The 14053-nt window shown below is 57.9% G+C and carries 16 protein-coding genes and 1 pseudogene; 12 read left to right on the top strand and 5 right to left on the bottom strand.

Going from position 1 to position 14053, the window contains the following annotated elements; translation table 11 throughout:
* Positions 1 to 237: 237 nt before the first annotated feature.
* The 6 genes from IGS16_RS12975 to IGS16_RS12950 all read left to right on the top strand — a co-directional run bounded on the left by IGS16_RS12975 (position 238) and on the right by IGS16_RS12950 (position 2612).
* Positions 238 to 588 carry a rubredoxin gene (locus IGS16_RS12975; RefSeq protein WP_297086045.1) on the top strand — a complete coding sequence of 117 codons (351 nt, stop codon included), beginning with the start codon at positions 238 to 240 and terminating at the stop codon, positions 586 to 588.
* Positions 589 to 718: 130 nt separating this feature from the next.
* Entirely contained in the window at positions 719 to 1729 is a 1011-nt protein-coding gene (locus IGS16_RS12970) for a photosynthesis system II assembly factor Ycf48 (protein ID WP_297086043.1), read from the top strand.
* Positions 1730 to 1845: 116 nt separating this feature from the next.
* Positions 1846 to 2091, top strand: a complete 246-nt coding sequence (gene psbE / locus IGS16_RS12965) for a cytochrome b559 subunit alpha (protein ID WP_297086041.1) — start codon at positions 1846 to 1848, stop codon at positions 2089 to 2091.
* Between the two features lie 16 nt (positions 2092 to 2107).
* Positions 2108 to 2242 (top strand): cytochrome b559 subunit beta, encoded by a 135-nt coding sequence (gene psbF, locus IGS16_RS12960; RefSeq protein ID WP_068507271.1) that lies wholly within the window; start codon positions 2108 to 2110, stop codon positions 2240 to 2242.
* A 9-nt stretch (positions 2243 to 2251) separates the two neighbouring features.
* Entirely contained in the window at positions 2252 to 2371 is a 120-nt protein-coding gene (locus IGS16_RS12955) for a photosystem II reaction center protein L (RefSeq protein WP_172799618.1), read from the top strand.
* Between the two features lie 121 nt (positions 2372 to 2492).
* Positions 2493 to 2612 (top strand): photosystem II reaction center protein J, encoded by a 120-nt coding sequence (locus IGS16_RS12950; RefSeq protein WP_068507269.1) that lies wholly within the window; start codon positions 2493 to 2495, stop codon positions 2610 to 2612.
* 321 nt (positions 2613 to 2933) lie between these two features.
* Here the strand turns inward: IGS16_RS12950 and IGS16_RS12945 are convergent.
* Positions 2934 to 3153 (bottom strand): annotated as a pseudogene (locus IGS16_RS12945) (transposase); the annotation flags it as partial.
* 48 nt (positions 3154 to 3201) lie between these two features.
* Entirely contained in the window at positions 3202 to 5043 is a 1842-nt protein-coding gene (locus IGS16_RS12940) for a glycosyltransferase family 39 protein (protein WP_297086038.1), read from the bottom strand.
* A gap of 210 nt (positions 5044 to 5253) precedes the next feature.
* On the opposite strand from IGS16_RS12940, the gene IGS16_RS12935 reads away from it, so the two are divergent.
* On the top strand, positions 5254 to 6099 hold the full coding sequence (locus IGS16_RS12935; RefSeq protein ID WP_297086036.1) for a DUF2993 domain-containing protein: 846 nt from the start codon (positions 5254 to 5256) through the stop codon (positions 6097 to 6099).
* Positions 6100 to 6149: 50 nt separating this feature from the next.
* Here the strand turns inward: IGS16_RS12935 and IGS16_RS12930 are convergent, their stop codons facing one another.
* Entirely contained in the window at positions 6150 to 6539 is a 390-nt protein-coding gene (locus IGS16_RS12930; RefSeq protein WP_297080051.1) for a DUF1823 family protein, read from the bottom strand.
* Positions 6540 to 6716: 177 nt separating this feature from the next.
* Here IGS16_RS12930 and IGS16_RS12925 point away from each other — a divergent pair, with 177 nt between their 5' ends.
* Complete coding sequence (locus IGS16_RS12925; protein WP_297086034.1) at positions 6717 to 8006, top strand: hypothetical protein; 1290 nt, start codon at positions 6717 to 6719, stop codon at positions 8004 to 8006.
* On the top strand, positions 8006 to 9106 hold the full coding sequence (aroB, locus tag IGS16_RS12920; RefSeq protein WP_297086032.1) for a 3-dehydroquinate synthase: 1101 nt from the start codon (positions 8006 to 8008) through the stop codon (positions 9104 to 9106). Before IGS16_RS12925 ends, aroB begins: the two co-directional genes overlap by 1 nt.
* Positions 9107 to 9285: 179 nt before the next feature.
* Here the strand turns inward: aroB and IGS16_RS12915 are convergent, their stop codons facing one another.
* Both IGS16_RS12915 and IGS16_RS12910 read right to left on the bottom strand, forming a co-directional pair.
* Positions 9286 to 9645, bottom strand: coding sequence for a thioredoxin domain-containing protein (locus IGS16_RS12915; protein ID WP_297086030.1), 360 nt, complete (start codon positions 9643 to 9645; stop codon positions 9286 to 9288).
* A 58-nt stretch (positions 9646 to 9703) separates the two neighbouring features.
* The gene (locus IGS16_RS12910) at positions 9704 to 10378 is read right to left on the bottom strand and encodes an NnrU family protein (protein ID WP_297086028.1); all 675 of its coding nucleotides are present in this window, start codon (positions 10376 to 10378) and stop codon (positions 9704 to 9706) included.
* A 457-nt stretch (positions 10379 to 10835) separates the two neighbouring features.
* Here IGS16_RS12910 and IGS16_RS12905 point away from each other — a divergent pair, with 457 nt between their 5' ends.
* From IGS16_RS12905 to IGS16_RS12895, 3 genes are all read left to right on the top strand, one after another.
* Entirely contained in the window at positions 10836 to 11504 is a 669-nt protein-coding gene (locus IGS16_RS12905) for a DUF4129 domain-containing protein (protein ID WP_297086025.1), read from the top strand.
* A gap of 42 nt (positions 11505 to 11546) precedes the next feature.
* Positions 11547 to 12758, top strand: a complete 1212-nt coding sequence (locus IGS16_RS12900; RefSeq protein WP_297086023.1) for a DUF4350 domain-containing protein — start codon at positions 11547 to 11549, stop codon at positions 12756 to 12758.
* A 232-nt stretch (positions 12759 to 12990) separates the two neighbouring features.
* Complete coding sequence (locus IGS16_RS12895; RefSeq protein WP_297086020.1) at positions 12991 to 13932, top strand: MoxR family ATPase; 942 nt, start codon at positions 12991 to 12993, stop codon at positions 13930 to 13932.
* Positions 13933 to 14053 lie beyond the last annotated feature (121 nt).

Below are 14053 nucleotides of genomic sequence, written 5' to 3'. Positions count from 1 at the left end.
CTTCGTCAGGACTTGCGCCCTTGCGATAAGCTCTTTGGGTTTTGGACAATTTCTCGTAGGCACAGCCCGCGAGAAATTGTCCAACTGCGTAAGTCCTATTCATTTTTCCTTCTTCCTTCTTCGTTCTTCCTTTTTCGTTCTTCAATCTTCGTTCTTCGTACCCCCTCCGCCGATCCCCCACTGTGTCATAATCATTTACATAAATTCTCATCTTGGCCAGGGGAGGCCCGTAGTGCGATGAGTAGTGCAGAAAGCAGTGCAGAGGCAATCGATCCAAGGACGCTCGACCGTCACGAGTGCGGCGCTTGTGGCTATATCTATGAGCCAGTCAAAGGCGATAGCCTGGGCAAAATTGCAGCCGGGACACCGTTTGAAGAACTGCCGACCGACTGGCGCTGTCCCGTTTGCGGGGCCCGCACCGCTCGGTTTACAAACATTGGCCCAGCAGGCAGCCCCTCTGGCTTCAAGGAAAACCTGGGCTACGGGCTTGGCGTGAATGCGCTCACACCGGGTCAGAAGAATTTGCTGATTTTTGGTGGGCTGGCGATCGCCGTTCTGTTTTTCCTCAGCCTTTACGGTTTGCAGTAGTCAGGAATTGCTGCCCACCCTTAAGACGCGCCCCCAAGCCTTGCTTCAAGCGCATTCCAGCCCCAAGCGCTCTAACTTTTGTCAACACTTTAGCCAACGTTAACCAACGCGCACAGCGCTCAACTGTTCGATGAATCGACTCTTCCTCTCCTTCCGACGCATTCTCATTTTGCTGGCGGTCTTGCTCCTTTCTACCGGCTGTGCCCGAGGGGGCTACCTGCCGTCGATGAGTTTTAATCCCTGGCAGGTTGTTGAGTTGCCAACTAATGCCACACTCTCAGACATAGCGTTTGTCGGCAATTCGCCTCACGGATGGCTGGTGGGCAAAGCAGCGACGCTGCTGGAAACGCAGGACGGTGGAAAAACCTGGGAACTGCGATCGCTCGATCTGGGCGATGATCTGTCCTACAGCTTCACATCTGTCAGCTTTGCTGGAGAGGAAGGCTGGATCGCGGGGCAACCCTCGATCTTGCTGCACACGACCGATGGCGGCAAGTCCTGGCTGCGGGTGCCGCTGAGCGCCCAGCTACCGGGTTCGCCAAACACGGTAAAAGCGCTTGGCCCCAAGACTGCTGAAATGACCACTGATATCGGAGCCATCTACCAAACAAAAGACGGCGGACGCTCCTGGCAGGCATTGGTGCAGGAAGCAGTCGGCGTGGTTCGCAACATCTCTCGGTCGGACGATGGGCGCTATGTGGCGGTTTCGGCCCGTGGAAACTTCTATTCCACCTGGGAGCCGGGTCAAGATGCTTGGCAGCCCCACAACCGCACTAGTTCCCGTCGCCTGCAAAATATGGGCTTTGCGAAGGATGGTCGGCTGTGGCTGCTGGCGCGGGGCGGGCTGGTACAGTTCAGCGATTCCGAAGATTACGAAGCCTGGGGAGAGCAGACTGCACCAGAGTTTGCCACAAGCTGGGGCTTGCTCGATCTAGCCTATCGGACTCCTAATGAGATTTGGGTTGCGGGCGGCAGTGGCAACTTGCTTTACAGCAACGATGGTGGACAGACTTGGCAGAAGGATCGCGCGGTCGAAGATGTGCCTTCTAACTTCTATAGGATTGTGTTCGATTCACCCGATCGCGGCTTTATCCTTGGACAGGAAGGGACTCTGTTGCGCTACGATGCAGACACAGCTTGAGCTTAGAGAAATTTCACTTCGAGGATGAACAAGAGGGGGTTCATAAGGTTGTGACTCTTCCCCTGCTCTCGTATGATGAAAGTTAGTATTTCGTTGTTTCTTTGGGAGGGATCTGAATGGCTGGTAGCACTGGAGAACGTCCATTTTCAGACATTGTTACAAGCATCCGGTACTGGGTAATTCACAGCATTACCATTCCGGCTTTGTTCATTGCTGGATGGCTGTTTGTCAGCACGGGTTTGGCCTACGACGTGTTCGGTACGCCCCGTCCGAATGAATACTTCACACAAGAACGTCAGGAATTGCCCATTGTTCAAGATCGGTTCACGGCAAAAGAACAAATCCAAGAATTTTTGAAGTAGCAAGTGACAGCTTATTATGACGAGCAATAACCCGAATCAACCAGTTTCTTACCCCATTTTTACCGTTCGCTGGCTGGCGGTTCACACGCTAGCTGTGCCCTCAGTATTCTTCCTGGGGGCGATCGCCGCAATGCAGTTTATCCAGCGATAGGAGAGCATCATGGAGCGCACACCCAATCCAAACAATCAGCCTGTCGAGCTAAACCGCACCTCTTTGTACTTGGGTCTTTTGCTAGTCTTTACGCTCGGCATCCTTTTTTCTAGCTACTTCTTTAACTAGGGCGATCGCTTGTTAGCCGAAATGAGTCTTCATACCTACTAACAAGCTGTTCTAGTACTCAACTTTCAGATTTGATTTAGCTGTGTTTTTGGTCAGGTTAGGAGAGTTTCGGAGAGACATTATGTTGTCAAATGGCAGAATTCCGCTGTGGGTTGTCGGGACGATTGCGGGCCTTGGCGTGATTGCAATCGTGGGTCTGTTTTTCTACGGTGCCTACGCAGGCATTGGTTCTTCGATCTAGAAAAATCGACTGAGAAAAGTTGACGACAGTTGACGATTGAAGCACGCCCTGATGCAGCAGGTTTGCGCTCAGAGTTTGTCTTGAATATTTGTCTTGAATCGTAGGCTCCAGTTGGCGGCATTGCTGCAACCCTGGAGCCTTTTTGTATAAAGTCTCTGGCATGAATCCAGTGTGAAACCTGACTGATTGCGATTTTGAATTTTGGATTGGCAATTTTGGATGGTCGGTTAACGTGAGTTCGATCGCTTGGAAGGCAGCAGGAGGGAGAACAGACAAGCCTTTATCCCCCGGATCAAGGGCAGGTTTTGGGGGCTGGTCGGGATAGGCCGTCAATCCTGCCAACAGGTTCACGAGGAAGTTGAACACGCTACGGTGTTGTGAATGTTCAAGCCAACAAAAGTTCTTGAGTAGTCTTGACGGTTTCAATCAAGGCCCGCTTGTGAAGCAAAATCTTGCCCATCAGCTTCACCAAGCGGTTTTTCATGTTCTCTTTGCTTTTGGCAATCAACTGCAACCCCCGCTCATACGACTCTTCGAACAGCAAGGGCAGATCGGGGCCGCAAGTTCTGAGCGGATTTTGGAGAAGCGTTTAGTTTGACGGGGGCGGCGGCAGCGCCACAGGCAGTTGCAGGCGTACCAAGTCATACTTGCCGGCTTCGGCTAGCAGCGTCATCTGCTCCGGTGGCAGGTTCAGGTCTTCGATTTTGTAGCCCAGCCCCACCAGCAGCATCGACGGCGGATCGCTCTGCTCTCTTGACTGGCGACGAATGTAGGCGATCGCCGTTTCTTGGCGCTGGGCAAAGAAAATCGGTCGATGTCCATAAAACACCAGACTCGGCTTGTGCAAGCCCGCCATCATGATTGGCTCGTCGGGGTGCTGCTGTGCCACGATTTCGGCGGCAAGCTGACGCAGGGGCAACTGGCGATGAATGTCTAGAATATCCATCAGCGGAAACACAAACAGCAGCAGCGTCAGCGCCATTGCCGCCAGGTTTATGCCCCACAGCCAGCGCCCCTGTCGTCGGATTAGCAGGGCGATCGCCCCCAGCAGCGCCAGCCCCCAGATCACTGTGCCCACGATGGGCAGCCCCGACCGGGTGATGGCTTCCTCCAGCCCCCGCACGGCGTTGTCGCTATCCAGCCAGGGGGCGCTGTTGTAGCTGGCGATCGCCAATGCCGCCAGCAGCAGCAGATTTAGCCCGTGGCTCAGCGCCATGCCCCAGCCAGCGCGGGGTCGATGCAGCAGCAGATCACTCCAAAACAGCGCGACTAGAATGGCGATCGCCGGATAGAGCGGCAGCACATAGCTGGGCAACTTAGTGACGGCGATGGTGAAAAAGCCAAAAATCACCGCCGCCCAGATCAGCGCAAATAGCCCAAGCTGGGTGCGGCGGTCTTCTGCCTGCCAGCGCGACCGTCGCCAAAACCGCAACCGGGCGATCGCCGCAGGCAAGTGCGCGGAATAAGGCGCAAACCCCACCAGCAGCACCACGACGTAGAAATACCAGGGCGCACGGTGCTGGTTCACGACGCGGGTAAAGCGCTCGACGTTGTGATAGCCAAAGAAGGCGTTGATGAACTTGTCGCCATTGGCAAGGGTGACGAGGAGATACCAGGGTAGGGCGATCGCCAGAAACACCAGCCCGCCCCGCACAGGGCGCATGTCCCTCAGCACGGTTCGCCCATTGCCCAGATACAGCAAAAACGCCGCCACCGTCGCCCCCGGCAGCACCACGCCCACGGGCCCCTTCGTCAGCACGCCCAGCCCACACAACATAAAAAACGCCAGATACCAACGCTCTTTTGCCCTCAGTGAATCTGGCGACGAGGCATAGCCCCAGAAAAACGCCAGCAGCGCCCCGCCCACGCAGGCACTCAGCAGCATATCCGAAACGCCCGTCCGCGCCCAGGCAATGGTTTGCAGATTCAGCGCCATCAGCCCAGAGCCGAGGAAGGCGGGGAACCAGTGGAATTTGGGGGATGGCGGAGATGGGGCGATCGCCGCTTCACCATCTTGCTCTGCCTTTGCGGACAAGCCGGGTCGAGCATAGCCAAACCGCAGCAGGGTGAAAAAGCCGAAGACCACCAGCGCCGAAGCGGATAGGGCAGAGGGCAGCCGGACGGCCCATTCGTTGACCCCAAGCGTTTTGTAGGCGATCGCCATCAGCCAGTAAACCAGCGGCGGCTTGTCGAAACGCGGCTTTTCATTAAAGTACGGCGTGATCCAGTCGCCCGTTTCCACCATTTGGCGCGTCGCTTCGGCAAACAGCGGCTCGGTTTCATCTACCAGTCCAATGCTGCCCAGTTGCCAAAAGAAGCCCAGCCCACACAGCAGCCCCAGCCACGCCGCCACCAGCCCCCATTTCAGCTTCGGGCGCTTGTCGAGGTGCTGGAGCCAGGGGCAGAGGTGGGGGAACGCGAACGAGGTCATGGGTCAGCGCAGGCGGGGGAGAGGTGGAAAAATTACCGTTCCCATCATCGCATCATCGTCCTCTTTGCCACATCCTCAATCCGTTGTATGGGCTGTAAGACACGGGTTCCTGCATCCAAACCCCAAAGGTGGGGCAATCCCTACTCGGATGCGGCTGGAAGGGGGGGATGACGCGGGCGCTACACTGGAAGAAGCGAATCTGTAGGCCCGATGACCCATTTTCAACCGCAATCCTCTGACCCGACTACGGCCGACTACGAGGCTCCGGCGCTCGACCCGCAGGCTCCGGTAAGTTTGCCCGATCCGGATCGCAACCTGCCCGTGCCGCGCCAGAGCCACATCATCAGCACCATTCTGACTCCGGCGCTGCGGCTATGGCTGCGATCGCAGGTGGAACACGTAGACGACCTGAATTTGCTGATAGAGGGGGGCGATCGCCAACTGCTGACGGGGCTAATTCCCCGCGTCACGATTTCGGCGCGAAACGTGGTCTATCGCGGGCTATACCTGGAGCGCATCACCCTGGTCGGTCGCGGCATCAAGGTCAACTTTCGGCAAATTTTGCGGGGTAAGCCGCTTCAGCTAGAGCGAGCTGTCCCGGTGCAGGCAGAGGTGCGCCTGTCGCAGCAAGACCTGAACGACTCGCTCCAGGGGCCGCTGTTGGCGGGCGTGGTGAACGATCTGCTGCTGAATTTGCTGAAGGCGGGAGCCGCACCAGATTTGGTGACACCCGATGGAAAAACGCCGATTTTGCTGGATGACTTTCGCGCCAAAATTGCCCCAGGACTGTTGACGCTGGGTGCGGCGCTGGTGTCGAGCAATCAGGGCAGTCCGGTTCCCTTCATCATCCGCACTGGACTCCGCACCACGAACGGGCAGCAACTTCATCTGGTGAATCCGGAGTGGCTGCCTACGCCCAAGGCAAAGCGCGGACTGGCGCTGCACGATCTGGACGGGTTTCCGCTGGAGTTGGGCAGCGACGTGGAAATTCAAGACCTAGAGTTGGGCGATCGCCACTTGGTCTGTCGCGGCAAGATCAACGTTGTGCCCGAATAGTTTTGCCCGAATAGTTTTGCCTGAATAATGGCCAACTGCACAGCGGCAGGTTAGCCGGAGGGATGCTGCTCGGTCTGCTGGTCTTTCATGTAGCCCAATAGCCAGTTGGCGATGGTGGCGCGGCGCGTTTTGCGGGGCACGAGTTCACCCACCTTATAGCCGCCAAAGCCGAGTTGCTCTTTCAAAAGCTGCTTGTTTTCGGGCGCGATGGAGCGGGTCAGCTTGACGGTAGCCGGGCGGCTGTCGATAAAGTCGGGCGGCTCTGGATAGGCGCTGCGCCAGTCTTCGGATACGGCGGCGGTGTCCCAGGAGCCGTCTTCGCGCTGGCGATAGCCCAGGCAGTGCCACACCAGTCGATTGGCAGTGGCATCGTCGAGGGTGTCGTTGAGGATGGCCCACACGGTTTCGACCGTGAGGGGCGGTAGATTCGTGGCACTCATGGCGCTGATGGCGAATTGCGTCTGTCGGTGCAGTCGGTCTGCGAAATATGCAAAAATCATGACACGCAGTGAAGCGCATTGCAGCGTTTCGCCGATTGGGATAGAGGGGCGATCGCCCAGCTTCTTTCCCGGCGCAGTGCTTCAGATCTCTTCATTAGATCTCTTCCGAGGTATCCCGTGGAATTGATTAACGGCCCTTACCAGATTCCGCCGCCCAAGGGGTGGTCGCCACCCGTGGAGCCTGTTCCCCCTGCCCAGGCATCTGCACACCAGACCTCTGCGAATCTGCCGCTTTACCCAATCGAATATCGACCCATTTCGCCGCCGATCGGGTCGCATCCCGTTGGGGCAACTGTGCCGCCGCCGATCGGGTCAACCCCTGCGAACCTGCCGATTCAGCCGCCAATTGGATCGCGTCCTGTAAACTTGCCGATTCAGCCGCCAATTGGATCGACTCCTGCGAATTTACCAATTCAGCCGCCGATCGGGTCAAGTCCGGTGAGTGCAATGATTCAGCCGCCGATCGGGTCAACTCCTGCAACTTTACCAATTCAGCCGCCGATCGGGTCGCGTCCGGTGGGCGAAGTGATTCAGCCGCCGATTGGATCGCGTCCCGTAAACTTGCCGATTCAGCCGCCGATCGGGTCAAGTCCGGTGGGCGAAGTGATTCAGCCGCCGATTGGGTCGCGTCCAGTGGATTTGCCCATTGCACCCCCCATTGGGTCACGCCCGGTCGGTTCAACGATTCAGCCGCCGATTGGCTCGACTCCCGCGAATTTACCAATTCAGCCGCCGATTGGGTCGCGTCCAGTGGATTTGCCAATTGCACCCCCTATTGGGTCACGCCCGGTCGGTTCAACGATTCAGCCGCCGATTGGCTCGACTCCTGCGAACTTGCCAATTCAGCCCCCGATTGGGTCGCGCCCGATGGATTTGCCCATTGCACCCCCCATTGGGTCGCGTCCAGTGGATTCTTACATAACACCGCCGATCGGGTCGCGCCCGGTCGGGTCGCCTGTGTCGCCGCCGATAGGAGCTTCGCCAGTGGACTATCACCGGCCGCCCTCGGTGGGGGCGTATCCGTCGGATTATGCGATCGCCCCTCCAGTTGGAGCGCACGGGGCCCAGCCTGCGGGAATGTCTGTGCGTCCCCCAGTCGGTGCTACGCCTGCGGAATACGCGGTTGCGCCGCCGATTGGCTCACGTCCGCCGCAGCCGCACCTGCCGCCGCCGGTAGGCGCATACCCATCGGATTACAGCATCGCGCCGCCAGTGGGTTCCCAGCCGCTACCCCACGCAGTGCCGCCGCCAGTGGGGGGTGGCTCGACCGAAAAGGTGCTGCCACCGCCGATTAGCTGGGTGCCGCCGACCCATGCAGCGGGACAGATCGTGCCGCCGCCTGTGGGGGGGCCGCCCAAGGATGAAACCCTAGGCTATTGGCAGTCCTACGGAGCGAAGCAGGATTGATGAACGCTGTGATTTCGGTGGATCTGCCGCAAAATTCCTACGAGGTGGCGATCGCCCCAGGCAGTTTGGCACAGTTGGGCGACTGGCTGCGTCCGTTGGGACTGGGGCGCAAGCTAATGCTGGTGTCGAATCCGATGATTTTTCGGCGCTATGGCGAAGGGGCGATCGCCTCGCTGGAGGCGGCAGGCTTCGACGTGTGCCACGCGCTAATTCCGGCGGGTGAGCGCTACAAGACGCTGGGTTCGATTCAAAAGCTGTATGACGCAGCGCTGGCCCATCGGCTAGAGCGATCGTCGGCGATTGTGGCGCTGGGCGGCGGCGTGGTGGGCGACATGGCGGGCTTTGCGGCGGCCACCTGGCTGCGGGGCATCCGGTTTGTGCAAGTGCCGACCTCGCTGCTGGCGATGGTGGATGCCTCCATCGGGGGCAAAACCGGAGTAAACCATCCCCACGGCAAAAACCTGATCGGCGCGTTTCACCAGCCCCGTCTAGTGCTGATCGACCCGGAGGTGCTGGCGACACTGCCACCCCGCGAGTTTCGCGCGGGCATGGCGGAGGTGATCAAGTACGGCGTAATCTGGGATGCCGACCTGTTTCAACAGCTAGAGCAGGCCAAGCGACTGGATCAGCAGCGCTATGTCTCGCCAGAACTCATGCAGACGATCTTGACGCGGTCCTGTCAGGCAAAGGCGCACGTCGTTAGCAAGGACGAAAAGGAGGCGGGCCTGCGGGCAATTCTCAACTACGGGCACACGATTGGGCACGCAGTGGAAAGCCTGACGGGTTACAAATTGGTGAATCACGGCGAGGCGGTGGGCATTGGCATGGTGGCGGCAGGGGCGATCGCCCTCCAACTGAACCTATGGGATGCAGACTCTAACCGTCGCCAAACCGCGCTGATTCAAAAAGCAGGTCTGCCCACGCGCCTGCCCGCCGGACTCGACCTAGAAGACATCATCGCTGCCCTGCAAACCGACAAGAAGGTGAAGGCGGGTCAGGTGCGGTTTATCCTGCCGACGCAAATCGGCGCGGTGATTGAGACTGACCAGGCTACGCCAGCGGTGATTCGCAAGGTGCTGCTGGCAATGGCTGAAGCGTAAAAGAGGCTCAGACAGGCTTTACTTAACTACCCTGGGTATAAAGGCTCTCTTGAAGAGACGTAATGGAGGGGCAATGTGAGGGGCGATCGCTGCACAGACTCATCTATGCAGCGACGAAGTGCATCTAGAGTGCATCTATTGAGTTCTAGCAACGAAGTCTAGCAAATTCGCCAAACCTGCTATGCCGTGTAGCTGTAGCTGCCCAGCAGAGAAGCAAGCACCGCATGGAAAGACTCGGAGGCATTGCGGATGTCGTCTCGACTGGCGAAATGATCAAACCGATGCAGCACCCTGTCCCCTTCCACCAGCAGCAGCGTGGGCAGCGTCGTCAGCCGATAGGTATTTGCCAGCTTAAAGTTTTCGTCGGCGTTGATCGTGACCAGCTTGATCTGTCCCCCCCATTCTGCCTGAAGCTGATTCAGCATCGGGTTCATGAGCCGACATAGCCCACACCAAGGGGCCCAGAAGTTGATCAGAACTGGGGTCGAAGATTCCAAAACTTCTTTCGAGAAATTGCTTTCGTTAACAGAGAGTAGCATAGGAGTTTTTAAGAAGAACGGTTAAAAACCAGCAAGGGATCAATCGGGGATCACACTATTACCCTAGATTACCTGTTGCTTGGATGAGTAGCGGGTGGGCAAACCAGAATAACAATACAAAAATCGCCACGCCGACATAGGCGGGGCGAAGAAACTCTTTGAATTCGAGCGTTTGACGACCATCGAGAATTGCCAAAAAGGGAATGACCGATGTGCGGGCTTTGACCACTGAAAACGCTTCGCCATAGCGCTGGGCCAGGCGGCGATCGCCATGCCACACGCCAAACAGGTGATGTAAAATCAGCCCCGCAGACGTGACCAACATAAAGGTCGTCCCCAGCCACAGCGTGTGGGCAATGCACCAGATCACCTGTCCCACCATCTGTGGATGGCGGGTAATCCGAATAATGCCCGTTTCATAGAGATGAACTTGAGGTTTTTGAATAGCCGCAATTTCTAGGAGATTAAACGTAGCCGGATAGAGAAACAGGAACGAAACCGCCGACAGCGCCCACACCAACGGTTCCACTCCTGGCACACCCTGCACATTCCACAATCGCAGCCCGTCATAGCGATGCTGAACAAAGTAAACAATGAGCAGCGTGGCCAGGGGCAGGCTGACTAGCGCAAAAATGACGCGATAGGGACGTGCCCCGATGCGTTTTTCGGCATAGGGCCGCAGGGCCGCAAGGCCACTATGGGCGATCGCAAACCCGATTAAAAGACCAAACATTACAAAATGGCTGGATGCAAGCCAGTCGTCACGCATGAGATTGGGAGTCGATTTGGGAGTTTAGGGGGTACAGTGGCAGCGACTGCGGAGGCAAGTCCGTCAAGCCAGCAAACCGGGGCAGCAAAATCCTCGCTCGTAAGATCAGCATCAAAACCAGCCAGATTTTGAGCCAACCGCAGCAGGGATCAAAACTCCCTTCGTGTTACAGGATACAGGTTCCTGCATATTCAGCCAATGCTAATTTCGCCAAAATGGGAAGATTCTTGATCCCAAATTGATCCTAAAGTTCTATTCCGACAGAAAACGCAGAATTGCGGCTTCCAGCCCGCAACTCATTTTTGACTCATTTTTTGAGCAAAACGACCTGTTTCCCTTCTAGAGAGCATCCATTTATTCGGCAATCGTGTCGATTCCCCTACCTCCTGATACTTTAGGAAGAGAGTGAATAGCCGATGCGATGAGTATTGCAGGGAATCTTACGGTCTATTTAGCAGTCTATTCAGCAGGGGCGATCGCCACCGCAGCGCCAGAGGCAGCAGGCACCTTTGCCAAAACGAGTCTGGATTGGCAGGTGCAGCGATCGCTCCGGCAGGTGGGCGAGTGGATTGAGTGGGTGCTGTTTGGTGAAAGCCCGAACCGCCCCAATTTCTCAGGCTGGATACCGCCAGAATGGGTTTTGCAGGCGCTGTTCTGGGTGATTGTGGGGTTGTTGGGGATTTGGGCTGCATGGTGGCTTGTGCAGTGGCTCCGGCCTTATTGGGAGGCATTTCAGCGGCAGCAGGGCCGGGCGATCGCCCCCGTGCCCCCAGCCCCAGCGCCGGAACTCAGCACTGCGGAATGGCTGGCCCGATCGCAGGCGGCCCAGCGCCAAGGCGACTATCGAGAAGCCTGCCGAGCGCTGTATCATGCCGCGCTGCATCGACTGAGCGATCGCCATCAGATTTCGCCCCTGCCCAGCCGCACCGATGGCGAATATCTCAACTTGCTGAATGCGCTGCCCAATGCTCAGCCCTATGCAGTGCTGATTCGCACCCACGAGCGGCTCTGTTTCAGCCCGACTCCGGTTTCAGCAGCAGCCTTCGAGCAGTGTGAGCGGGCCTACCGGGAAATTTCCGCTTCCCAGTAGCAATCTTGCGAAATCTTGCGGAAACCTTGCAGAAATTTTGCCATGAAGCTGAACCGTCGCGCTTGGATTGCTCTATCAGTTGCACTGGCGATGCTGGTGGTTTTGAGTGCGATCGCTGCTCCCAGCACCCGCCTGCGAACCGGATCGACCTACGGCCGTGCCCCCGACGGCTACGGAGCCTGGTTTGCCTATATGCAGGCGCAGGGAACCCCCGTGCAGCGGTGGCAGCGCCCCTTTGAGGACTTATTGGAGCCGCCCGATTCCAGCCTGCCTGAAGCCATGCCCATTTCAGCCCATGCTCAGAGTCTGGGGAGCGGCGCTAGCAATCCTCCGTCCCCTGGCTCCGGGGAAAATCCGGGGGCAGGCTCCTCCCTCGACAATCGGCCAGCGGAGCCGATGACGCTGGTGGGCATTGCGCCGCTCGTGGAGCAATGGTTGCGCCCCGAGGAGGACTGGCTGCGGCGGGGCAACGTGCTGGTGCTGGTGGGCGTGCGATCGCCCGTCACAGGCGCACCCTTTCGATCGGTCTTGCCTACCCCCCAAGGCGACGTGACCGTGGAAACCACCCGCCGCCAAGCCCCGTTGCCCAAATTCAACGCCCAACTGAGCGATGAGTTTGGGCTGATTGCCTGGGAACAAGCCGTGGGTGCAGGCAAAGTGATCCGCGTTGCCACACCCTACCTCGCCGCCAACGCCTATCAGGACGAGCCGGGAAACTTCCCGTTTCTCGCCAATTTGGTGACAGAGCCGGGGCATCCCGTCTGGGTAGATGAATATATCCACGGCTATCGTGACCCCCAGAGAGAGGCTGCAAGCGGGCGATCGCCCCAATCCGTCTGGGCATACCTGAGCCGCACGCCGATTGCGCTGCTGACCGTGCAAGCGCTGGTGCTGCTGGCGCTGGCGGTGTGGGCTGGCAATCGCCGCATGGGGAAGCCGCTGCCTGACCCACCGCCCAAAGTTGACAACAGCGAAGCCTATATCCAGGCCCTCGGTACAGTCCTCCGCAAAGCCGAATCGACTGAATTTGTAATTGACACTCTCCGCAAAGCCGAGCAGATTCACCTCCAGCGATCGCTCGGTCTGGGCACCACCCCGGCCGACCTGCTCACCCTCTCCCGCGCTTGGGAACAGCATACAGGCCGTCCCGCCGCCGAACTCCGCCGCCTGCTGAACCCAGAGCGAAAGAAACGACTGGGCGATCGCGCTTTGCTGGATTGGGTGAGTCGGGTGCAGCAGTTGAGAGACGAATAATGGAGCATACAGCATTTTCTTGCGGGGTGAGGCGGCGGCTGGCCTGGCGAGGCAAGGGCTTCTTGACCATCCGCGTACCTCACGAGCTTCAAAAACGCTGTAGCGTGACGCAGGCGGCGGATAGAGAGATGATGGGAGGATGAGAGGAAGAGAGTAGAATTCAGATGCCCTGCTTGTCCGAATCTCCTGCAAAGCGTTTTCCCAAACCTGTTACTCCAGCACCCCACGCTCTATGCCCAACCCTTTCCAGACCCTCGCCCAAGCGCTCGATCGCGTCGTTGTTGGACAGGCTGCCCTGTCTCAACAATTGCTAGTAGCGCTGCTGTGTGGCGGGCACGTCATCCTGGAAGGCGTGCCAGGAACGGGCAAAACGCTGATGGTGAAGGTGCTGGCGCGGCTGGTGCAGGGCGACTTTCGGCGGATTCAGCTCACGCCCGACATTCTGCCATCGGATATTTTGGGTACAAATATTTTCGATCTGAATACGCGCAGCTTCAGTCTCAAAAAAGGGCCGATTTTTACCCAAATCCTGCTGGCAGACGAAATCAACCGCACGCCGCCCAAAACTCAGGCCGCGCTGCTGGAGGCAATGGAAGAACAGCAGGTGACGCTGGATGGCGAGAGTCTGCCACTGCCAGACCTGTTTTGGGTGATTGCCACGCAAAACCCGCTGGAGTTTGAAGGAACGTATCCGTTGCCCGAAGCCCAGCTGGATCGTTTTTTGTTCAAGCTGGTGGTGGACTATCCCGACCCCAGGGCAGAGCGGCAAATGCTGGTGAACGCGCAGGCAGGATTGCAAAATCGGCGGCTCGACCTGAGCCGAATCAAGCCCATCATGTCGGTTGAGCAAGTGCTGCAAGCTCGTCAGCAGGTTCGCGCTGTGCAAATGACCGATGCCCTGGTGGATTATCTGCTGGCGCTGGTGCAGCGTAGCCGACAGCATCCCGACTTGGCGCTGGGCGCATCGCCCCGTTCGGCGGTGGCGTGGCTGCAAGCCAGCAAAGCTAGGGCATGGCTGGAGGGGCGCGATTTCGCTACCCCAGACGACGTGAAGGCGATCGCCCGTCCGCTCCTCCGCCATCGCCTTATCCTCCGCCCCGAAGCCCAGCTTGACGGGCAGCAGGTGGATGAGGTGATTACCTCGCTGTTGGGTCAGGTGGCGGTTCCCCGATAGGATGGGAGATAGGAAAAGGATAAGTTATCTGGGCTTATCTGGACTTATTTGGACTCAGATGGACTTATCTGCTAGCCTTTTGCTATTTCAATTTGCTACTTCTTGGCATAAGCTGTTTTTC

Source organism: Thermoleptolyngbya sp. C42_A2020_037, assembly GCF_015272455.1.
Classification (GTDB): Bacteria; Cyanobacteriota; Cyanobacteriia; order Elainellales; family Elainellaceae; genus Thermoleptolyngbya.
This window is presented reverse-complemented; position numbering and strand designations above follow the sequence as displayed.

Excerpts from the sequence above, each read along its gene's own strand:
- IGS16_RS12900 (WP_297086023.1), top strand. The coding sequence starts at position 11,547 with ATGAAGCTGAACCGTCGCGCTTGGATTGCTCTATCAGTTGCACTGGCG.
- psbF (WP_068507271.1), top strand. The coding sequence starts at position 2,108 with ATGACGAGCAATAACCCGAATCAACCAGTTTCTTACCCCATTTTTACC.
- IGS16_RS12915 (WP_297086030.1), bottom strand. The coding sequence starts at position 9,645 with ATGCTACTCTCTGTTAACGAAAGCAATTTCTCGAAAGAAGTTTTGGAA.
- IGS16_RS12955 (WP_172799618.1), top strand. The coding sequence starts at position 2,252 with ATGGAGCGCACACCCAATCCAAACAATCAGCCTGTCGAGCTAAACCGC.
- IGS16_RS12935 (WP_297086036.1), top strand. The coding sequence starts at position 5,254 with ATGACCCATTTTCAACCGCAATCCTCTGACCCGACTACGGCCGACTAC.
- IGS16_RS12905 (WP_297086025.1), top strand. The coding sequence starts at position 10,836 with ATGAGTATTGCAGGGAATCTTACGGTCTATTTAGCAGTCTATTCAGCA.
- IGS16_RS12950 (WP_068507269.1), top strand. The coding sequence starts at position 2,493 with ATGTTGTCAAATGGCAGAATTCCGCTGTGGGTTGTCGGGACGATTGCG.
- IGS16_RS12940 (WP_297086038.1), bottom strand. The coding sequence starts at position 5,043 with ATGACCTCGTTCGCGTTCCCCCACCTCTGCCCCTGGCTCCAGCACCTC.
- IGS16_RS12975 (WP_297086045.1), top strand. The coding sequence starts at position 238 with ATGAGTAGTGCAGAAAGCAGTGCAGAGGCAATCGATCCAAGGACGCTC.
- IGS16_RS12930 (WP_297080051.1), bottom strand. The coding sequence starts at position 6,539 with ATGAGTGCCACGAATCTACCGCCCCTCACGGTCGAAACCGTGTGGGCC.
- aroB (WP_297086032.1), top strand. The coding sequence starts at position 8,006 with ATGAACGCTGTGATTTCGGTGGATCTGCCGCAAAATTCCTACGAGGTG.
- IGS16_RS12895 (WP_297086020.1), top strand. The coding sequence starts at position 12,991 with ATGCCCAACCCTTTCCAGACCCTCGCCCAAGCGCTCGATCGCGTCGTT.
- IGS16_RS12970 (WP_297086043.1), top strand. The coding sequence starts at position 719 with ATGAATCGACTCTTCCTCTCCTTCCGACGCATTCTCATTTTGCTGGCG.
- psbE (WP_297086041.1), top strand. The coding sequence starts at position 1,846 with ATGGCTGGTAGCACTGGAGAACGTCCATTTTCAGACATTGTTACAAGC.
- IGS16_RS12910 (WP_297086028.1), bottom strand. The coding sequence starts at position 10,378 with ATGTTTGGTCTTTTAATCGGGTTTGCGATCGCCCATAGTGGCCTTGCG.